13 protein-coding genes are annotated in these 19773 nt (G+C 70.0%); 7 read left to right on the top strand and 6 right to left on the bottom strand.

From position 1 onward, the window contains the following. Positions 1-45: 45 nt before the first annotated feature. The 3 genes from tal to pgm all read left to right on the top strand — a co-directional run bounded on the left by tal (position 46) and on the right by pgm (position 4868). Positions 46-1128 (top strand): transaldolase, encoded by a 1083-nt coding sequence (gene tal / locus IHE47_RS17620; protein WP_192108283.1) that lies wholly within the window; start codon positions 46-48, stop codon positions 1126-1128. A 237-nt stretch (positions 1129-1365) separates the two neighbouring features. After that, positions 1366-3018 carry a glucose-6-phosphate isomerase gene (pgi, locus tag IHE47_RS17615; protein ID WP_192108281.1) on the top strand — a complete coding sequence of 551 codons (1653 nt, stop codon included), beginning with the start codon at positions 1366-1368 and terminating at the stop codon, positions 3016-3018. A gap of 203 nt (positions 3019-3221) precedes the next feature. Further along, positions 3222-4868 carry a phosphoglucomutase (alpha-D-glucose-1,6-bisphosphate-dependent) gene (pgm, locus tag IHE47_RS17610; RefSeq protein ID WP_192108279.1) on the top strand — a complete coding sequence of 549 codons (1647 nt, stop codon included), beginning with the start codon at positions 3222-3224 and terminating at the stop codon, positions 4866-4868. A gap of 133 nt (positions 4869-5001) precedes the next feature. Here the strand turns inward: pgm and purD are convergent, their stop codons facing one another. Continuing rightward, a complete protein-coding gene (purD, locus tag IHE47_RS17605) occupies positions 5002-6282 on the bottom strand; it encodes a phosphoribosylamine--glycine ligase (RefSeq protein WP_192108277.1) in 1281 nt (426 codons plus the stop codon). Between the two features lie 525 nt (positions 6283-6807). Between purD and IHE47_RS17600 the strand changes: the two genes are divergently transcribed. Beyond that, positions 6808-9375: an EAL domain-containing protein gene (locus IHE47_RS17600; RefSeq protein WP_192108275.1), complete on the top strand. Its 2568-nt coding sequence runs from the start codon at positions 6808-6810 to the stop codon at positions 9373-9375. 71 nt (positions 9376-9446) lie between these two features. Here the strand turns inward: IHE47_RS17600 and IHE47_RS17595 are convergent, their stop codons facing one another. From IHE47_RS17595 to IHE47_RS17575, 5 genes are all read right to left on the bottom strand, one after another. Further along, positions 9447-10811, bottom strand: a complete 1365-nt coding sequence (locus IHE47_RS17595; protein WP_192108273.1) for an AMP-binding protein — start codon at positions 10809-10811, stop codon at positions 9447-9449. Positions 10812-10955: 144 nt separating this feature from the next. Continuing rightward, complete coding sequence (locus IHE47_RS17590) at positions 10956-11528, bottom strand: Sua5/YciO/YrdC/YwlC family protein (protein WP_192108271.1); 573 nt, start codon at positions 11526-11528, stop codon at positions 10956-10958. 263 nt (positions 11529-11791) lie between these two features. Further along, complete coding sequence (locus IHE47_RS17585; protein ID WP_192108266.1) at positions 11792-14278, bottom strand: DNA topoisomerase I; 2487 nt, start codon at positions 14276-14278, stop codon at positions 11792-11794. A gap of 151 nt (positions 14279-14429) precedes the next feature. Then, a complete protein-coding gene (gene dprA, locus IHE47_RS17580; protein ID WP_192108264.1) occupies positions 14430-15554 on the bottom strand; it encodes a DNA-processing protein DprA in 1125 nt (374 codons plus the stop codon). A 110-nt stretch (positions 15555-15664) separates the two neighbouring features. Beyond that, positions 15665-16789, bottom strand: a complete 1125-nt coding sequence (locus tag IHE47_RS17575; protein ID WP_192108257.1) for a LysM domain-containing protein — start codon at positions 16787-16789, stop codon at positions 15665-15667. 127 nt (positions 16790-16916) lie between these two features. Between IHE47_RS17575 and def the strand changes: the two genes are divergently transcribed. From def to rsmB, 3 genes are read left to right on the top strand one after another with little or no spacing between them, the layout of a single operon-like run. Further along, positions 16917-17426, top strand: a complete 510-nt coding sequence (gene def / locus IHE47_RS17570; protein WP_192108255.1) for a peptide deformylase — start codon at positions 16917-16919, stop codon at positions 17424-17426. Further along, the gene (fmt, locus tag IHE47_RS17565) at positions 17423-18370 is read left to right on the top strand and encodes a methionyl-tRNA formyltransferase (protein ID WP_192108253.1); all 948 of its coding nucleotides are present in this window, start codon (positions 17423-17425) and stop codon (positions 18368-18370) included. Before def ends, fmt begins: the two co-directional genes overlap by 4 nt. After that, a complete protein-coding gene (gene rsmB, locus IHE47_RS17560) occupies positions 18367-19662 on the top strand; it encodes a 16S rRNA (cytosine(967)-C(5))-methyltransferase RsmB (protein ID WP_192108251.1) in 1296 nt (431 codons plus the stop codon). The genes fmt and rsmB overlap by 4 nt, the downstream gene beginning before the upstream one ends. The last annotated feature ends 111 nt before the right edge of the window (positions 19663-19773 follow it).

Below are 19773 nucleotides of genomic sequence, written 5' to 3'. Positions count from 1 at the left end.
TTCAACCGCAAGACAAAACCTTCCCCTACATCCCCCGGAGCCACCATGAAAGCGACCCAGCAACTCCACGACCTCGGCCAGAGCCTATGGCTGGACAACATCACCCGCACCCTGCTCGACAGCGGCACGCTGGCGCGCTACATCGCCGAGCTCTCGGTCACCGGCCTGACCTCGAACCCCAGCATCTTCGACGCCGCGATCGGCGACGGCGACGCCTATGACGCCGCCGTGCGCGCCAAGGCATTGGCCGGGTTGTCGGGCGAGGCGCTGTTCATGGAGCTGGCGCTGGAAGACCTGCGCCGCGCCGCCGACCTGTTCAAGCCGGTGTTCGACGCCACCCACCAGGTGGACGGCTGGGTGTCGATGGAAGTGTCGCCGCTGCTCGCCGCCGATACCGCCGGCACCATCGCCGCGGCCGAGGCGATCCACCAGCAGGCGCAGCGGCCGAACCTGTTCGTGAAGATCCCGGGCACGCCCGAGGGCATCCCCGCCATCGAAGAGGCGATCTTCCGCGGCATCCCGGTCAACGTGACCCTGCTGTTCTCCTGCGCGCAGTACCTCGCCGCGGCGGAAGCCTACCTGCGCGGCATCGAGCGCCGCGTCGCCGCGGGCAAGGACCCGAAGGTGGCCTCGGTCGCCTCGGTGTTCATCAGCCGCTGGGATGTGGCCGCCAATGCGCAACTACCCGCCGACCAGCACAACCGGCTCGGCATCGCGGTCGCCAGGCAGACCTACCGCGCCTACCGCGAGCTGCTGGCCTCGCCGCGCTGGCAGAAGCTCGCCGCCGCCGGCGCATGGCCGCAGCGCGTGTTGTGGGCCAGCACCGGCAGCAAGGATCCCAACGCCTCCGACACGCTGTACGTGGATGCGCTGGGCGCGCCCGACACGGTGGACACCATCCCCGAGAAGACCCTGCTGGCGGTGGGCGACCACGGCAAGCCCGGCCCGGCGATGCCGGTGGACGGCGGCGACGCCGATGCGGTGCTGGCCTCCGTCACCGCTTCCGGCGTGAACCTCGATGCGCTGGCGACGAAGCTGCAGCAGGACGGCGCGGAAGCCTTCGTGAAGTCGTGGAAGCAGCTGCTGCAACGCATCGCCGACAAGCAGGCAGCGTTGAGCAAGCACTGAAAGAGCCCCTTTCACCGTGGGAGAGGGGTTGGGGCGAGGGTTCGTGCCAAGCGCAGCGTTGAAACTCGACGCAAGACTCGCCACCTCGCTTCGCCCGTACCCTCATCCGGCGCTGCGCGCCACCTTCATTCGGCACATCCCTGTGCCTCACCCTTCGGGCGGCTTCGCCGTGCAAATCGGCAATCCTGCCGATTTGTCTCCCACAGTGAGAAGAGAAACTCCAAGGAACCTCTGCCCATGAGCCGCGCCGACCTCACCCTGCTGCCCGAGTGGCAAGCCCTGCAGCAACACTGCAACCACCTCGCCACCCGCCACCTGCGCGAACTGTTCGCCGCCGACCCCGGCCGCGGCGAGCGCCTCGTCGCCGCGGCGGTGGGCCTGTACTTCGACTACTCCAAGCAGCGCGTGGACGACGAGGCGCTGCGCTTGCTGCGCGCGCTGGCCGAGGCGCGCGACCTCGAGGGCCGCACCGCGGCGATGTTCCGCGGCGACCGCATCAACAGCACCGAGAACCGCGCCGTGCTGCACGTGGCGCTGCGCGCGCCACGCGACGCGCACATCCTCGTCGACGGCCACGACGTGGTGCCGGACGTGCACGACGTGCTCGACCGCATGGCGGCGTTCGCCGACGCCGTGCGCAGCGGCGCGTGGAAGGGCTACACCGGCAAGCCCATCCGCAACGTGGTGAGCATCGGCATCGGCGGCTCCGACCTCGGCCCGGTGATGGCCTACGAGGCGCTGCGCGACTACAGCCGGCGCGACATGGCGTTCCGCTTCGTCTCCAACGTGGATGGCGTGGATTTCGTCGAGGCGGTGCGCGACCTCGACGCCGCCGAGACGCTGTTCATCATCTGCTCCAAGACCTTCACCACGCTGGAAACGCTCACCAACGCGCATGCCGCGCGCGCCTGGTGCGTCGAGGCGCTGGGCAGCGAGGACGCGGTGGCGAAGCATTTCGTGGCGGTCTCCACCGCCGCCGCGGAGGTGGAAAAGTTCGGCATCGACACCGCCAACATGTTCGGCTTCTGGGACTGGGTGGGCGGCCGCTACTCGATGGACTCGGCGATCGGCCTGTCCACCATGATCGCCGTCGGCCCGGACAACTTCCGCGACATGCTCGCCGGCTTCCATGCGATGGACGAGCACTTCCGCAGCACGCCGTTCGACACCAACCTGCCGGTGCTGATGGGCCTGATCGGGATCTGGAACGCGAACTTCCTCGACGCCGCCACGGTGGCGGTGCTGCCCTACGAGCAGTACCTCAAGCGCTTCCCCGCCTACCTGCAGCAGCTCACGATGGAGAGCAACGGCAAGCACGTCACGCTGGAGGGCGCGCATGTGGACTACGCCACCGGCCCGATCTACTGGGGCGAGCCGGGCACCAACGGCCAGCACTCGTTCTACCAGCTGATCCACCAGGGCACGCGGCTGGTGCCCTGCGACTTCATCGGCTTCGGCCAGACCCTGCAGCCCGTGCCCGCCCAGGGCGGCGGCGACCAGCACGACCTGCTGATCGCCAACCTGATCGCGCAGGGCGAGGCGCTGGCCTTCGGCAAGAGCGCCGAGGAAGTGCGCGCCGAAGGCACGCCGGAAGCGCTGGTGCCGCACCGCAGCTTCGAGGGCAACCGGCCCAGCACCACCATCCTCGCCGAACGCCTTACCCCTTTTGCACTCGGCAGCCTGGTCGCGCTGTACGAGCACAGCGTGTTCGTGCAGGGCGTGATCTGGGACATCGACTCGTTCGACCAGTGGGGCGTGGAACTGGGCAAGCAGCTCGCCAGGACCACCATCGCCGAGCTCACCGCAACGACCGAACCGAAGCTTGCGCACGATAGCTCGACCAACGCGCTGATCCGTCGCTATCGCCAGTTACGCGGAAACAACGCATAGCAACGAACTCCCTCCCCTGCGTGCAGGGGAGGGCTGGGGTGGGGTCGCTCTTCGAGACGCCAAAGCACCCCCTCCCGACCTGCATTCGGGCCATCCTTGGCCCTCACCCTCCGGGCGGCTTACGCCGTGCAAATCGACAATCCTGCCGATTTGTCCCCTGCAAGCAGGGGGAGGAGAACGGCAAAACCACCATCCGAGGTTCCATGAGCCAGCAGATCAGCCCGCTCGCCGGCAAGCCGGCGCCGAAGTCCATCCTCGTCGACGTGCCGCGCCTGCTCGCGGCGTACGGCGAGTTGAAGCCCGATCCCACCGTGCCAGCGCAGCGCGTGGCGTTCGGCACCTCGGGCCATCGCGGCTCGTCGTTCGAACGCAGCTTCAACGAGGACCACATCCTCGCGGTGAGCCAGGCGATCTGCGAGTACCGCAAGGCCAAGGGCATCGATGGTCCGCTGTTCATCGGCGCGGATACCCACGCGCTGTCGCAGCCCGCGTTCGAGAGCGCGCTGGAAGTGCTGGCCGCGAACGGCGTGGAGACGATGGTCTCCGCGGGCGGCGAATTCACGCCCACGCCCGCGGTGTCGCACGCCATCCTCGTGTACAACCGCGGCCGCAGCAGCGGCCTGGCCGATGGCATCGTCATCACGCCCTCGCACAATCCGCCGGCCGACGGCGGCTTCAAGTACAACCCCACCAACGGTGGTCCCGCCGACACCGACATCACCAGGTGGGTGGAGAACCGCGCCAACGCGCTGCTGGAAAGCGGGCTGCGCGAGGTGCGCCGGGTGCCATACGCGCAGGCGCGCCGCGCCGCCACCACGCATGAGCACGACTACCTCGACACCTATGTTGCCGACCTCGCGAACGTGGTGGATTTCGACGCGATCCGCGCCGCCGGCGTGCGCCTCGGTGTCGACCCGCTGGGCGGCGCGGGCGTGCACTACTGGGCCGCGATCGCCGAGCGCCATCGCATCGCGTTGGACGTGCTGAGCGAGACGGTCGATCCGCAATTCGCCTTCATGAGCGTGGACTGGGACGGCAAGATCCGCATGGATCCCTCGTCCAGCTACGCGATGCAGCGCCTGATAACCCTGCGCGACAAGTACGACGTGGCCTGCGCCTGCGACACCGACCACGACCGCCACGGCGTGGTGACGCGCTCGGCCGGGCTGCTGCCCGCCAACCACTACCTCACCGTGCTGGTGGACTACCTCTATCGCCACCGCCCGCAGTGGAACGCGCAGGCGGCGGTGGGCAAGACCGTGGTGAGCACCGAGCTGATCGACCGCGTGGCGCGGCGCCTGGGCCGCCAGCTGTACGAAGCGCCGGTGGGCTTCAAGTGGTTCGCGCCCGGCCTGCACGACGGCACGCTGGGCTTCGGCTGCGAGGAAAGCGCGGGCGCCTCGCTGCTGCGCATGGACGGCGGCGCGTGGAGCACCGACAAGGATGGCCTGGTGCCCGGACTGCTTGCCGCGGAAATCACCGCGCGCGAAGGCCGCGACCCCGGCGAGGTCTATGCGCGCATCGCCGACGAACTCGGCCGTCCGTACAGCCGCCGCATCGACGCCGCCGCCACGCCGGCGCAGAAGGCGAAGTTGTCGAAACTCTCACCCGACCAGCTCAAGGCCGAGCGCATCGCCGGCGACAAGGTGGTCAGCGTGCTCGACAAGGCTCCCGGCAACGATGCCGCCATCGGCGGCATCAAGGTCGTCACGGAGAACGGTTGGTTCGCCGCGCGGCCGTCAGGCACCGAAGCGATCTACAAGATCTACGCCGAGAGCTTCCGCGATGAATCGCATCTCGACAGCTTGTTGCAGGAAGCGCAGTCGGTGGTGGACGCGGCGCTGTCTTGAGGTGTTTCCCCTCCCCCGCTTGCGGGGGAAGGTGCCGAAGGCGGGAGAGGGGCGCGGCGCAGCCGCGCTGGCTTGCAAGCAAGAGCACCCCACCCCGGCCCTCCCCTGCAAGCAGGGGAGGGAGCAAGGCGCATCAGCGGTGCAAGGCGCGATGCGCGATGTCGCGCCGGCAGAACGCGCCTTCGAAGCGGATCTTCGCCACCGCGCCGTAGGCGGTTTCGCGCGCCGCGGCGATGTCCTTGCCCAGCGCGCACACGGTGTGCACGCGGCCACCGGCCGTGGTCACGCGGCCTTCGGCATCAAGCTTCGTGCCCGCATGGAACACCTTGGCGTCGGCGCCGAAGTCGCTGTCCAGGCCTTCGATCACGTCGCCGCTGCGCACCTTGCCGGGGTAGCCCCCGGCGGCCAGCACCACGCCAATGGACGGGCGTGCGTCCCACTGCGCGCGGGTCTGCGCCAGCTTGCCGTCCAGCGCAGCCTCGACCAGTTCCACCAGGTCGGACTTCAGGCGCAGCAAGATGGGCTGCGTCTCAGGGTCGCCGAAGCGCACGTTGAACTCGATGACTTTCGGGTTGCCCTGCCTGTCGATCATCAGGCCCGCGTAGAGGAAGCCGATGAAGGGCGCGCCCTCCATCGCCATGCCGCGCAGCGTGGGTTCGATCACCTGCTTGAGGATGCGCTGCTCCACCTCCGGCGTGACCACCGGCGCCGGCGAGTACGCGCCCATGCCGCCGGTGTTGGGGCCGAAGTCGCCATCGTCGCGACGCTTGTGGTCCTGGCTGCTGGCCATCGGCAGCGCGTGCTGGCCGTCGCTCATCACGATGTAGCTGGCTTCCTCGCCGTCGAGGAATTCCTCGATCACCACGCGCGCGGAGGCGTCGCCGAAGGCGTGCGCGCCCAGCATGTCGTGCAGCGCCAGCTCCGCGTCGGCCTGGGTCAGCGCCACCACCACGCCCTTGCCGGCGGCGAGGCCGTCGGCCTTGATCACGATGGGCGCGCCGTGCTGCCGCACGTAGGCCAGCGCCGGATTCAACTCGGTGAACACCGCGTAGCGCGCGGTGGGGATGTTGTGGCGCAGGAGGAAATCCTTGGCGAAGGCCTTGGAGCCTTCCAGCTGCGCGGCGATCGCGCGCGGCCCGAAGATGCGCAGGCCCGCCGCGCGGAACCTGTCCACCACGCCGGCCACCAGCGGCACCTCGGGGCCGACCACGGTCAGTTCGACCTTCTCGTGTTTCGCCAACGCCAGCAGGCCATCGAGATCGGTCACCGCCACGTCCGCGTTGCGTACGCCGCGCTCGCGCGCGGTGCCGGCGTTGCCCGGCGCCACGATCACCTCGTCCACGCGCAGCGACTGCTTGAGCTTCCACGCCAGCGCGTGCTCGCGACCGCCGTTGCCGATGACGAGAACCTTCATGCCGATGACTCCGAAAGCGCGCTGTCGCGTGGGGATGGCTGGCTATTGTAGCGGCTTGCCCCGTGCGTCCCGACGCGGGGGATCCCGGGTCACCCGCGCCGACCGACCTCCACGCAACCCCAGGGGGCAACGGCGACGAAGCCCGCGGCGCTGGCGGCGGGCACGGCGATCCACCGGGCCGGGCCGGAAGGCGGCGGCAGACACGCGCCCGGGGGACATCCCGGGCCTTTCCCCCGGGCACCGTGACATCGGCTCGACGTCACGCGCGATGCCCCGCTAAAGATCAGCCCGCGCGGGTCGATCAGCAAGGGACGCGCAATCCGGGGACAGCAGCCAGGCCATTCCGCGACCAGCCTCACAAGCGGGCCGCAAGGGGGGATTCCCGACCCGGGACGAAGCCGCTGCCCTGCGGTAGAGTCCGCAAGTCGCTTGGTCCAGGTTCGCCATGAGGGGGGCGCTCCCGAACGAAGGTGGGACACCGATCGTGCAAGCCTCGTCTCCTGATTGAAAACCGAAGGTGATTCCTTGCCGCCCGCCTCACCCAGCGCCTCGCTGATCCATCGACTATCCCTCACCCTCTGGGGACTGTTCCTGACGCTGCTGCTGCTGCTGTCGCTGCTGGGCTATGTCGCCCTGCGGCTGGCGGCGGATCGCGTGGTGCCGCTGGCCATCCAGCAATGGGTGCAGATCAAGGCGCAAACCAACGAAAGCCTGCTGGTGCAGGCCGACGCCAGCGTGCGCCGCCTGCGCCAGACGCTGGTGCAGCGGCTGGACCAGGCCCCGCCCGGCACGGCCGAACGCTTCGACAGCCTGTTCGCGCGCAACCCCGACGGGCTGTGGCGCGTGCGCCCCGAACGGCTGGACACCGAGAACGCCCCCACGCTGTACCTGCACGACGGGCCGCACGGCCTCTCCGATTCGGCGCGCCTGCGCGCCGTCGTCAGCTACGAGCTGCTGCGCGAGCAGGGCCCGGCGCTGGTGCCGCCGTTCTTCTCGGCCTACATGGACTTCGTGGAAAACGGGCTGATGGTGTATTCACGCGGCATCAACTGGGGCGGCAACGCCGACGCACAGGCCAGCAACGCCAATTACCCCACCATGCTGGGCTCCGACCCGCGCCGCAATCCCGCGCGCCAGGTGTTCTGGACGCCGGTGTACCTGGACAACCAGGCGCACACCTGGATGGTGTCCGTCATCGCGCCGCTGGACTGGCAGGGCCGCTGGGTGGGCACGCTGGGGCATGACGTGGCGATACAGACGCTGATCGACTCCGTGGCGCCGCCCCGCCCGGACGCGGCCGTGCAGCAGCTCATCATGGACAACCAGGGCAACCTGATCGCCTATGCGCAGCTGCGCAGCCGGATCGCCGCCGCGCAGGGCCAGCTGCAGATCGACGCGCTGAAGGACCCCACACTCGAGCAGGCGATGCGCCTGGTGCTGGCCAGCCATTCCGACACCGGCACCGGCCGCACGCCGGACGGCAGCCAGTGGGTGGCCTGGTCGCGCATCCGCGGGCCGGGCTGGTTCCAGGTGAATGCGCTCTCGCAGGCGTGCGTGAACCGGTGGGTCATGCTGGCCTGGCTGACGATGTGCGCCATCGGCCTGCTGATCCTGGCGCCCACGCTCTGGCTGCTGCGCCGCCGCGTCCATGCGCTGGTGACACGTCCCCTGCAGCGGTTGACCCGCGCCGTGGACGAACTGGGCCAGGGACGCACGCCCCAGCCGATCGCGCTGGACAGCCCCGACGAGCTGGGGCGGCTGGCGGATGCCTTCGACACCATGGTGGCCGAGCTGGTGCAGCAGCGCGAGCGGCTCACCACGCTGGCCGAACGCGACGCCCTGACCGGCTTGCACAACCGCCACTACTTCGAGGCCGAGCTGGCGCGTTTCTTCCGGGCCGGCATGCGCGCCGGCCACCAGGGCGCCGTGCTGCTGTTCGACCTGGACGAGTTCAAATACGTCAACGACACCTTCGGCCACTTCGCGGGCGACTCGATGCTGCTGCGCGTAGCGGGCGAAGCCAGGGCGCTGGTACGCGAGACGGATATCCTGTGCCGGCTGGGCGGCGACGAGTTCGCCGTGTTCATGCCCCACGCCACGCTGGACAGCGCCCTGGTACTGGCAGAGCGCATCGTGCGCACCGTGGGGCGCACGGCGCTGGAGGTCGAGGGGCAGCCCCTGCGGCTGACCACTAGCTTGGGCGTGGCGCATTACCCGGATCACGGCCAGGGCGCCGAGGAGCTCGTGTCGCACGCCGACATGGCCATGTACCAGGCCAAGCGCCTGGGCAAGAACCGCTGGAACATCTACCGGCCGGACCACGACGCCGTGCAGGCCATGGCCGCGCGCCTGGCCTGGAACGAGCGCATCGAGCACGCGCTCGAATGCGACCTGCTGCGCCTGCATTTCCAGGGCGTGTACCGCACCAGCGACGGCGCGATGACGCACCTGGAGGCGCTGGTGCGCATGGTGGACGAGACCCGTCCCGGGCAATACATCGTGCCGGACCAGTTCGTCGGCCACGCGGAGAAAAGCGGCAAGATCCTCGACATCGACCGCTGGGTGGTGCGCGAAAGCATTGCGCTGCTGGCCGCGCATCCCCGCCTGCCGGCCCTGGCCATCAACATCTCGGGACGCTCGTTCGACGACCCCGACCTGCCCGGTTTCATCACCACCCAGCTGGCCAGGCACGGCGTGGCGCCGGGCCGGCTGCTGGTGGAGCTGACCGAGACGGCCGCGATTTCCGACCTGCGCGACGCCGAGCGCTTCATCGACGCGCTGCGGCACGCCGGCTGCACCCTGTGCCTGGACGACTTCGGCAGCGGCTTCGCCTCGTTCGCCTACCTCAAGCGCCTCAAGGTCGACGTGCTCAAGATCGACGGGCTGTTCATCCGCGACCTGCCGCACGAGCGCGACAACCAGGTGTTCGTGCGCTCCATCATCGAGGTGGCCCGCGGCATGGGCCAGCACACCGTGGCCGAGTTCGTGGAAGACGAGGAAACCCTGCGCCTGCTGCGGGAGTTCGGCGTGGACATGGTGCAGGGCTACTACCTGGACAAGCCCCGGGCGGACCATCCGGCCCTGCGGGAATGACGGGGTTTCCGCCGCCCGCGCGCAAACGGCTGCCGGCGCGGGCCACCAGGCCCTGAGGAAAAGCCGGACCGTCAGCCCAGCATCGACAGCAACGCCGCGCGCGGCAGCTTGCCGGTGTCGTTGCGCGGCAGTGCGGGGACGCGACGCAATGGGCGCGGCAGGAACACCGGGTCGATCGCGCGGCGCAGGGCATCCAGGATCGCCGCCTCGTCCAGCGCGGGCGCCACCGCCAGCGCGGCGATGCGGCGCACGCCGGCGGCATCCGCCGCGTCGAGCTGGAACACGATGCCGTCCTCGACGCCAGGGATCGCCAGCAGGCGCCGCGTGAGGTCGCCCAGCGAGGCGCGCTTGCCGGCGATTTCCAGCAGGTCGGTATTGCGGCCGCACAGGCGGAAGCGGCGGCCGCCGTCGTGCAGGCTCACGATGTCGGCCAGCACCACCGGCGCGTCGAGCTGGGGCGCCTCGACCAGGGTGCCGTCGGGCTGCGGGTGCAGGCGCACGTCCTCGTACAGCGTCCAGTCCGTGTCGGCGGTGACGCGGCGGTTGGCGAAGGCGCAGGTCTCGGTGGAGCCGAACACTTCCAGCAGCGGCGCGCCGAACGCCTGCTCGGCGGCCCGCGCCAGCTCCGGCGGCAACGGGGCGGTGGCGGAAAGCATCGCCGCCAGCGGCGGCAGCGGCATGCCGGCGGCGACCAGCGCGCGCAGGTGCACCGGCGTGGTCACCAGCACGCGCGGCGCGGGTACCTCGGCCAGCGCGGCGGCCACGTCGGCAGGGAAGAACGGCCGCCCCGCATGCACGCCCACCTCGCCCAGCAGCGGCAGCAGCACGCTCATCTCGATGCCGTAGATGTGCTGCGGCGGCACCGTGGCGACCACGTTGAAGCGCCCGCCGGCCACGGCACCGAGCATCGCCAGCGTGCCCGCGCTGCAGGCGCGCAGGCTGCGCCAGCTCTTGGCGTTGGCGCGCGGCGTGCCGGTGGAGCCGGAGGTGTAGCCGATCGCCACCGTCTGCCCGACGGGAATCTCCGGCACCGCCACGGGCGCGGCGTCGTGGCAGGCATCCAGTGCGGGCAGCTTGCGGTAGCCATGCGGCGCGGGCGACAGCGCCAGCTCGCCCAGCGCATAACTGCCGGGATGCGCGGCCATCACTTCCTCCACGGCCTGCGGCGCGCGCGAGGGCGGCAGCAGGTTGGCCTGGCCGCGCCGCGCGATGGCGCAGAACGCCACGAGGAAGGCATAGCGGTCCTCGCACAGGTTCACCGCGGCGGGCGCCTCGGGCAGCAAGGCGGCGACCTGCTCGACATGGGCGAGGAACTGCGCCGCGCCCACCGCTTCACCGTGGCGCCAGGCCACGACGCGTTGCGGATCGCGCGCGTGCAACAGCGGCAATACGGCTTGCGCCAGCTCGCGTTCCAGGCTGTGGTGAACGATGGCCAAAACTACCTTGCTCCCAATCCACGGCGACGCGAGGCCGCTGCCGTCCTGCCCGCCCGGCGTGGGCGGCTTCCGCGATGCTAGGGATCCCCCTCGTGCGCGCCGCTGAACCACGCGCGGCTGCAACAACCGCGGTTCACCGGCAAGTCAGGCGCGGATGATAGCGCTGGTCAGCGCATCGCGGATCGTGGTGGGGCGGTCCTGCGCGCCCAGCGGAGCATCGAGCACGCCGTCCAGCGTGTCGCCGAAGTAGTCGCGCACGGTCTGCACGCTCTTCGCGGACGGCTCGCCATGCAGGTTGGCGCTGGTGGAAACCAGCGCGCCGCCGAAGGCCCGGCACAGCGCGGCGGCGGGCTCGTGTGCGGTGACGCGCAGCGCGATGCCCGCGTGCGCGCCGGCCACCCAGGCGGGCACGGCGGCGCTGCGCGGGAAGATCCAGGTATTCGGCCCCGGCCAGCTGGAACGCACCTGCGCAAGCACGGCATCCGGCACCTGCGCGAAATCGATGTAGCGCTCGACCTGGGCGAAATCGGCGGCGATCAGCAGCACGCCCTGCGTGGCCGGGCGCTGCTTGAGCGCGAAGATCTTCTCGAAAGCCGCCTGGTCCTGCGGATCGCAGCCGAGGCCGAACACCGCCTCGGTGGGATAGGCGATGACGCCGCCGGCATGCAACAGCGCAGCAGTGGCATCGAGTTCGGCCAGCGTGAAGGTTTGCAGCATCGGGTCAATACTCGAGATGTTTCATGCAGCGAAGTGCCGGCCTAGTGAGCCCCTTCCCTTGCGGGAGAGGATTCCGACCCGTGGGCACAGGAGCGCCCGTGGAACGGCGAAGCCGGCCCCGATGGGGGTGAGCGCCATGGATGGCGCGAGTCCAGGTGAGAGAGGGTTCGGTCGAAGCGCAGCATTGAGGCAAGCCCGAACCCTCACCCCCGCCCCCTCTCCCGAAGGGAGAGGGGGAAATGCACGGCCAGGCATACGCAGCATCAGGCGGGAGTCTTCTTCGCTGCGGCTTTCTTCGTGGCGGTCTTCTTGGCCGCGGTCTTTTTCGTGGCGGTTTTCTTGGTGGCCGTCTTCTTCGCCGGCGCCTTCTTGGTGGCGGCCTTCTTCACGACCGTTTTCTTCGCCGCTGGCTCCTTCTTCGCCGCGGTCTTGCGGCCGAAGCGGCCACCCTTCTTCACGGGAGCGGCGGCCAGCAGCTCGAGGCACTGCGCCTCGGTGAGCTCCTTCGGCTCCTGGTCCTTGGGGATGCGCGCGTTCTTCTCGCCGTCGGTGATGTAGGGGCCGTAGCGGCCGTTGAGCACCTGCACGCCGTTGCCGAAGTCGAGGATGACGCGGTTGGCGAGCATGGTGAGCTTGTCCTCCACCAGCTGCAGCGCGCGCGGCAGTTCGATGGTGTAGGGATCGTCCTCGGGCTTGAGCGAGGCGTAGGTGCTGCCCTGCTTCACGAACGGTCCGAAGCGGCCGACGCCCACGCTGACCTCGTCGCCGTTCGGCGCGGCGCCCAGCTTGCGCGGCAGCTTGAAGAGTTCCAGCGCCTCCTCCAGCGTGATGGTGTGCATGCTCTGGCCGGGACGCAGCGAAGCGAACTGCAGCTTCTCGTCGCTGTCCTTGTCGCCGATCGCGGCATACGGCCCGAAGCGGCCCAGCCGCACGAACACCGGCTTGCCGCTCTTGGGATCGCTGCCCAGCTCGCGCGCGCCGGTGGCCTCGCTGCGGTCCACCGACTCGGTCTTCTCTTCCACCTGCTGCTTGAACGGCTGCCAGAAGCGCTGCATCAGCGGCACCCAGGCCTCCTCGCCGCGGCTCACGGCGTCGAGTTCGTCCTCGAGCTTGGCAGTGAAGTCGTAGTCCACGTAGCGGGTGAAGTGCTGGGTGAGGAACTTGCCCACCGCGCGGCCGATGTCGGTGGGCTTGAAGCGGCGGTTGTCGAGCAGCACGTATTCGCGGTTGAGCAGCACCTGGATGATGCTGGCATAGGTGGACGGACGGCCGATGCCGTATTCCTCCAGCGCCTTCACCAGCGAGGCTTCCGAGTAGCGCGGCGGCGGCTCGGTGAAGTGCTGGTCGGCGGCGATCTCGTGCAGCGGCACCTGCTCGCCCTTCTCCAGCCGCGGCAGGCGGCGGCCTTCGTCGTCGTCGTCCGCGTTCTTCTGGTCGCGCCCCTCCTCGTACACGGCGAGAAAGCCGGGATCGACCACGGTGGTGCCGGTGGCGCGGAACGCGGCGGGGCCGCCAGCCGCGTGCGGCAGCTCGAAATCCACCGATACGGTGTTGAGCGTTGCGTGGATCATCTGGCAGGCCACGGTGCGCTTCCAGATCAGCTCGTACAGCTTGCGCTGCTCGTCGTTGAGGAAGGCGGCCACTTCGCGCGGCGTGCGCATCGCCGAGGTAGGGCGGATCGCCTCGTGCGCTTCCTGTGCGTTCTTGCTCTTGGCCTTGTAGAACTGCGCATGATCGGGCAATGCCTTCTGGCCGAAGTCGCGCGCGATCAGCGCGCGCAGCTCGCCCAGCGCGTCCTCGGACAGCGCCACCGAGTCGGTACGCATGTAGGTGATCAGGCCCACGTTGCCCTCGCTGCCGAGGCTCACGCCTTCGTACAGGCCCTGCGCCACCTTCATCGTGCGGCTGGTGGTGAAGCCGAGCTTGCGCGCGGCCTCCTGCTGCAGCGTGGACGTGGTGAACGGCGGTGCGGGGCGGCGCTTGCGCTCCTTGCTGCCCACTTCGCTGACGGTGAGGCGGCCGTGCGCGGCCTCCTTCAGCGCGGCGCGCGCGGCCATCGCGTCGGCCTCGTTGGTGAGGTCGAACTGCTCGAACTTCTTGCCGTTGAGCCGGGTGAGCTTGGCGCTGAACTCGCCCTCGGCGTGGCGCAGCTGCGCCTCCACCGTCCAGTATTCGCGCGCCTTGAACGCCTCGATCTCCTCCTCGCGCTCCACGATCATGCGCAGTGCAGGCGATTGCACGCGGCCGGCGGACAGGCCGCGCTGCACCTTGCGCCACAGCACCGGCGAGAGGTTGAAGCCCACCAGGTAGTCCAGCGCGCGGCGCGCCTGCTGCGCGTCCACCATGTCCAGCGACAGCTCGCGCGGCGCGGCCACGGCGGCCTTGATCGCCTTCGGCGTGATCTCGGAGAACACCACGCGGTGCAACTGCTTGCCCTTGGTCAGGCCGCGGTCCTTGAGGATCTCGCTGATGTGCCAGCTGATCGCCTCGCCTTCGCGATCCAAGTCGGTGGCGAGGTAGATGTCGTCGGCGAGCTTGGCGGCCTTGGCGATGGCGTCGACGTGCTTCTCGTTGCGTTCGATGATCTCGTAGTGCATCGCGAAGTGGCGCTCCGGATCGACCGCACCCTCCTTGGGCTTGAGATCGCGCACATGGCCGTAGGAAGCGAGGACCTGGAAGTCCTTGCCGAGGTATTTGTTGATCGTCTTGGCCTTGGCGGGCGACTCGACGATAAGCAGGTTCTTGGCCATGAATCTCTTTGGTAGGTGTGGCGAATCCATGCCGCATCGCGGCATGCCTATATATCTAGTGAGACCACGCCAGCCGGCGCACTGTCAAGCCGGATGGCGTGAAAGCGTGTCAGGGCGCGGGTTCCGGCACAACCCGCCCGGGCCGGACCGATCAGGGCAGGCGCTGGTAGCGGCTGCCGGGCAGGCTGGCCACCCGCCCCTCCAGTTCCAGCATCAGCAGCATCGAGGACAAGGCCGCCGCCGCCAGCCCGCTGCGCACCACCAGCTCGTCCAGCGTGGCCGGATCGTGCCCCAGCGCGGCCAGCAGGCACGCGTACTCCGGGTCGCCACGCCAGCCACCGGACCCCGGCGCCGGCGCATCGGGCCGGGCCAGCCGGACCGCCAGTTCCACGCCAAGGGCGTGCGCCGCAGGCGCCAACGCCTCGGCCACCTCGGCCGGCTCTTCCACCAGGTGCGCACCGTCGCGGATCAGCCGGTGGCAGCCGCGCGCCAGCGGGTTGGCGATGGAGCCGGGCAGCGCGAACACCTCGCGCCCCTGTTCGCCGGCCAGCCGCGCCGTGATCAGCGAGCCGGACCTGAGGTCCGCCTCCACCACCACGGTGCCCAGCGACAGCCCGGAGATGAGGCGGTTGCGGCGCGGGAAATGGTCGGCACGCGGCGCTGTGCCCGGCGGAAACTCGCTGACCTGCGCCCCCTGCGCCACGATGCGCTGCGCCAGCGCGTGGTGCTTGCGCGGGTAGACCCGGTCGAGGCCGGTGCCGACCACGGCAATGGTGGCCGCGCCCGCGTCCAGCGCGGCCTCGTGGGCGGCGCCGTCGATGCCGTCGGCCATGCCGCTGGTGACGGTGAAGCCGGCCAACGCCAGCGCGCGGGCGAAGCGGCGCGCGTGTTCCAGCCCCGCCGGGGTAGCGCCGCGCGCGCCCACGATGGCCACCTGCGGGTGCAGCAACAGGCCGGCGTCGCCGGCCACGAACAGCGCGGCGGGCGGCTGCGGGACGGTTTCCAGCAACGGCGGGAAATCCGCCTCGGTACAGCGCAGCAGGCGATGGCCGGGCTCGGCCAGCCAGGCCAGGTCGGCGGCGAGCCTGGCCTCGTCCGGGGCATCCAGCCAGGCGGCCACGCCCGCGTCCGCCCCGCCGGCCCGCCGGCGCAACAACGCCAGCGCGGCATCGATGCGGCCACCGGCCATGGCCAGCACCTCGCGCAACCCGCCCGGCCCCAGGCCGGGCGTGCGCAGGGCGAGCAGCCAGGCGCGCAGTTCGTCGTATTCATCCATGCGGCGAGTCTAGTGACCGCCACACACGACGACGGCGCGGGGTTGCCGCGCCGTCGTGTGGGTCCAGGCCGTGCCGGCGCCTCTTCCCGACGGGAAGAGGCGGGCAAGCGTCATTCCGGCAACTGCAGCTTGGCGCCCTTCTTCACCGGGCGCAGGCCGTCCATCACCAGGCCGTAGCTGACGTGGTCGAAGGTGCGGAACACCATCACGTGGCCGACGTATTCGTCCGGCAGGGTGACGCGCGGGCCCACGCCACGGCGCCAGCTGCTGCCGGCCACGTCGTCATGGATGTTCTCGCCGGGCTGCCAGACGGCGAAGGTGGTGCCGTTGTCCACGCCATCGGCCGAACCCACCGACAGCGCCACCACCTGGTGCGGGCCCACCGCATCCATCGCGCCGGTGAACGCGATCACGCGACCGTCCTTGGGCAGGCTCTTCGGCGGATGCGGGAAGAAGCTCGGGTCGTAGGGGTTGTCATCCACCGGCATCAGGCGATCGCCCTTGTGGATTTCCGAGGTGGACTCGAGCACCAGCAGGGTGGTCGGATCGCCAGTGCGCAGCGTCTCGGCCGTGCCGATCACCTTCACCTCGAGGCCCATGTCCTTGCCATGGCGGTACTGGCCGGAGCCATTGTTGAAGTCCTCCTCCCACGGCGACCGCACCAGCGCCGCATTGGCGTACAGCTCGTCGCCGAAGACCGAGGTGCCGCCATTGCCGTCGTCATAGCCGCGGAACAGGTGCTCGGGCCGCACGATGGCCCAGCGCTGGCCGGGCTGGCTGTCCAGGCCACGCACGTAGATGTTCTGGCCCGAGCTGCCGTCCAGTTGGTTCTCTTCCAGGCCGACCACGTAGGGCGCCTTGCTGGCCGCGCTGGAATCCATCACGCGCAGGTCTTTCAGGAAGGTCTTCACGGCATCCAGCGGGATCGCCGGCACGGCATCGTCGTCGTGCACGCCGGGTTCCAGCCTCAGCGCCGGGCCACCGTTGATGAAGGAGAGGTTGAGCACGTCGCCCGGGTAGATCAGGTGCGGATTGCGCACCTGCGGGTTGGCCTGCCAGATTTCCGGCCACAGCCAGGGCTTGACCAGGAACTTGGCCGAGATGCCCCACAACGTGTCGCCGCGGCGCACGGTATAGGAATCGGGGTGACTGCTGCGCAGCTGCGAAGCACCGGCGGCGCACACCGCTGCCGCGACCATGGTGCCAGCCAGCACCGTGAAGGCTTTCTTGAGCATGGGTGGGATCCCCTCTCCCCGTGATTGTGGCGAGTGTAACCGAAGCATTAAGCCGTGCAATCGGCCGCGGTTCGCAGAATTCCCCGGACGTGACCCCGTCCGGAAGCGGCGTACTACAATAGCCGGCATGTCCGTGCTCACCATCCTCGAATTCCCCGACCCCCGCCTGCGCACCAGGGCTGCGCCGGTCGCCGTGTTCGACGCCCAGCTGAAGCGGCTCGTCGCCGACATGTTCGAAACCATGTACGCCGCCAACGGCGTGGGCCTGGCCGCCACCCAGGTGGACGTGCACCAGCGCGTGCTGGTGATCGACATGAGCGACGAGCGCGACCAGCCGCTGGTGCTGGTCAACGCCGAGATCGTGGAAAAGGACGGCGCGCAGGTGTACCAGGAGGGCTGCCTGTCCTTCCCCGGCATCTACGCCGACGTCACCCGTGCGCTGAAGGTGAAGGTGAAGGCGCAGGACGCCGACGGCCAGGCGTTCTTCTACGAGGCCGAAGGCCCGCAGGCCGTGGCCGTGCAGCACGAGCTGGACCACCTCGACGGCAAGGTGTTCGTGGACTACCTCTCGCCGCTGAAGCGTTCGCTGCTGCTCAAGCGCCTGGAAAAGCAGCGCAAGCAGGCGGCCAGCGCTTGAGCGCCCGACCCCTGCGGGTCGTCTTCGCCGGCACCCCGGAATTCGCCGTCCCCTGCCTCGAAGCCTGCCGCGCCAGCGGCGCCGAGGTGGTGGCCGTCTACACCCAGCCCGACCGCCCTGCCGGCCGCGGCCGCAAGCTCGCGCCCAGCCCGGTGAAGCAGGCGGCGCTGGCTGCCGGCATCGCCGTCGAGCAACCGGAAACGCTGAAGACCGCCGAAGCGCAGGCCACGCTGGCCGCGTACCGGCCCGACCTGATGGTGGTGGTGGCCTACGGCCTGATCCTGCCGCGCAAGGTGCTGGCGATCCCGCGCCTGGGCTGCTGGAACGTGCACGCCAGCCTGCTGCCGCGCTGGCGCGGCGCGGCGCCGATCCAGCGCGCCATCCTCGCCGGCGACAGCGAGACTGGCGTGGGCCTGATGCAGATGGAGGCGGGCCTGGACACCGGCCCCGTGCTGCTGGAAAAGCGCACGGCGATCACTGGCGACGACACCGGCGGCACGCTGCATGATCGCCTCGCCGCATTGGGCGCCGAGGCCCTGGCCGATGGCTTGGCCCGCGTGCTGGCCGGCGCAATGCTGACCGCCACGCCGCAGGTCGCCGAAGGCGTCGTCTATGCGCACAAGCTGGACAAGGCTGAGTCGGCGCTGGACTTCAGCCGCCCCGCCATCGCGCTGGAACGCCAGGTGCGCGCCTTCGATCCATGGCCCGGCAGCGATGCGGAGCTTGCCGGCGAGCGGGTGCGGGTCTGGGCGGCACGCGCCGTCGGGCCTTCACAGGCAGGCGAAGCAGGCCGCGTGATCGCCGCGGGCCGCGAAGGCATAGCCATCGCCTGCGGCGAGGGCACGCTCCGCATCACTGCACTGCAGCGCGCGGGCGGCCGGCGCATCAGCGCGGCGGATTACCTCAACGCGCGCCCCGAGTTGCGTTCCCCGCGCCCACCATGAACGACACGCGCGCCCTCGCCGCGAAAACCCTCGCCGACATTGCCCTGCACGGCGCCTCGCTGCGCGAAGCGATGGATCGCCACGCGCAAAGACTCCCCGACCCGCGTGACCGTGCCCTGCTGATGGCGCTGGTCAGCGACGGCGCGCGCTGGTGGCCGCGTTTCGATGCCGCGCTAGATCGCCTGCTGGATCGCCCGTTGCGCAAGAAGGAACCGGCGGTACATGCCCTGCTGGTGCTTGGCCTGGTGCAACTGGAGGTGCTTGAGCTGGCCGATTACGCCGCGGTGGCGGCCACCGTGGAAGCCGTGCGCGCATTGAAGCGCCCGCAGCTCGCAGGCCTGGTGAACGCGGTGTTGCGCCGCTGGCAGCGCGAGCGCGCCACGCACCTCGCCGCACTCGATGCGAAAGCGGAAACCCGCCATGCCCATCCGCGCTGGCTGGCCGACGCCATCGCACGCGACTGGCCCCTGCAGGCCGAAACGATCATGGCGGCGGACAACCGCGAGCCGCCGTTGATGCTGCGCGCGAACCGCCGCCGCACCCGCCGCGAGGCCTTGCTCGAGCGCCTGCGCCTGGACGACCAGACGGCCGAAGCGCATGCCTGGCTGACCGATGCCATCGTGCTGCCGCACAGCACCGACGTGACCCGCCTGCCCGGCTTTGCCGATGGCCTGTTCGCGGTGCAGGATGGCGCGGCCCAGGTCGCTGCCGACCTTGCCGACGTGCACGCCGGCCAGCGCGTGCTGGACGCCTGCGCCGCACCCGGCGGCAAGGCCTGCCACCTGCTGGAGCGTGCGGACGTCGCGCTCACCGCGCTGGAATTCGAGCCAAGGCGCGCCGAACGCATCCGCGAAAACCTCGCCCGCCTGCATCTCCAGGCCGAGGTGGTCGTGGGCGATGCCGGCGATCCATCCACGTGGTGGGACGGCCAGCCCTTCGACCGTATCCTGGTCGACGCGCCCTGCTCCGCCACCGGCGTGCTGCGCCGCCGTCCGGACGTGCGCCTGCACCGGCGCGCGGACGACATTCCCGCGCTGGCAGCGCAGCAGCGACGCATCCTCGAAGCGCTGTGGCCATTGCTGGCGCCGGGCGGCCGGCTGCTCTACATCACCTGCTCGCTGCTGCGCGCGGAGAACGAGGCGGTGGTGGCACCCTTTCTCGCCACGCATGCCGACGCACATGCCGTGCCGTCCGCCCTGCCCGCGGGACAGGCCGCCGCCGTCGGCTGGCAGATCCTGCCGGGCGATGGCGATCTCGACGGCATGTACTATGCGATGCTCGAAAAACGCTGATCCATAGTCCCCTCTCCCGCTTGCGGGAGAGGGCGCCGAAGGCGGGAGCGGGTCGCGGCGGCGCCGCGCGTCCAGACGAAAACACCCTCTCCAGCCCTGCCGGGCAGCCTC

The sequence above is a fragment of the Rhodanobacter sp. DHB23 genome (assembly GCF_014842975.1).
Taxonomy (GTDB): Bacteria; Pseudomonadota; Gammaproteobacteria; order Xanthomonadales; family Rhodanobacteraceae; genus Rhodanobacter_A.
This window is presented reverse-complemented; position numbering and strand designations above follow the sequence as displayed.

What these genes read in the sequence shown, in the direction of transcription:
- tal (WP_192108283.1), top strand. Translation starts at nt 46, where the DNA reads ATGAAAGCGACCCAGCAACTCCACGACCTCGGCCAGAGCCTATGGCTG.
- pgi (WP_192108281.1), top strand. Translation starts at nt 1,366, where the DNA reads ATGAGCCGCGCCGACCTCACCCTGCTGCCCGAGTGGCAAGCCCTGCAG.
- pgm (WP_192108279.1), top strand. Translation starts at nt 3,222, where the DNA reads ATGAGCCAGCAGATCAGCCCGCTCGCCGGCAAGCCGGCGCCGAAGTCC.
- purD (WP_192108277.1), bottom strand. Translation starts at nt 6,282, where the DNA reads ATGAAGGTTCTCGTCATCGGCAACGGCGGTCGCGAGCACGCGCTGGCG.
- IHE47_RS17590 (WP_192108271.1), bottom strand. Translation starts at nt 11,528, where the DNA reads ATGCTGCAAACCTTCACGCTGGCCGAACTCGATGCCACTGCTGCGCTG.
- IHE47_RS17585 (WP_192108266.1), bottom strand. Translation starts at nt 14,278, where the DNA reads ATGGCCAAGAACCTGCTTATCGTCGAGTCGCCCGCCAAGGCCAAGACG.
- dprA (WP_192108264.1), bottom strand. Translation starts at nt 15,554, where the DNA reads ATGGATGAATACGACGAACTGCGCGCCTGGCTGCTCGCCCTGCGCACG.
- IHE47_RS17575 (WP_192108257.1), bottom strand. Translation starts at nt 16,789, where the DNA reads ATGCTCAAGAAAGCCTTCACGGTGCTGGCTGGCACCATGGTCGCGGCA.
- def (WP_192108255.1), top strand. Translation starts at nt 16,917, where the DNA reads ATGTCCGTGCTCACCATCCTCGAATTCCCCGACCCCCGCCTGCGCACC.
- rsmB (WP_192108251.1), top strand. Translation starts at nt 18,367, where the DNA reads ATGAACGACACGCGCGCCCTCGCCGCGAAAACCCTCGCCGACATTGCC.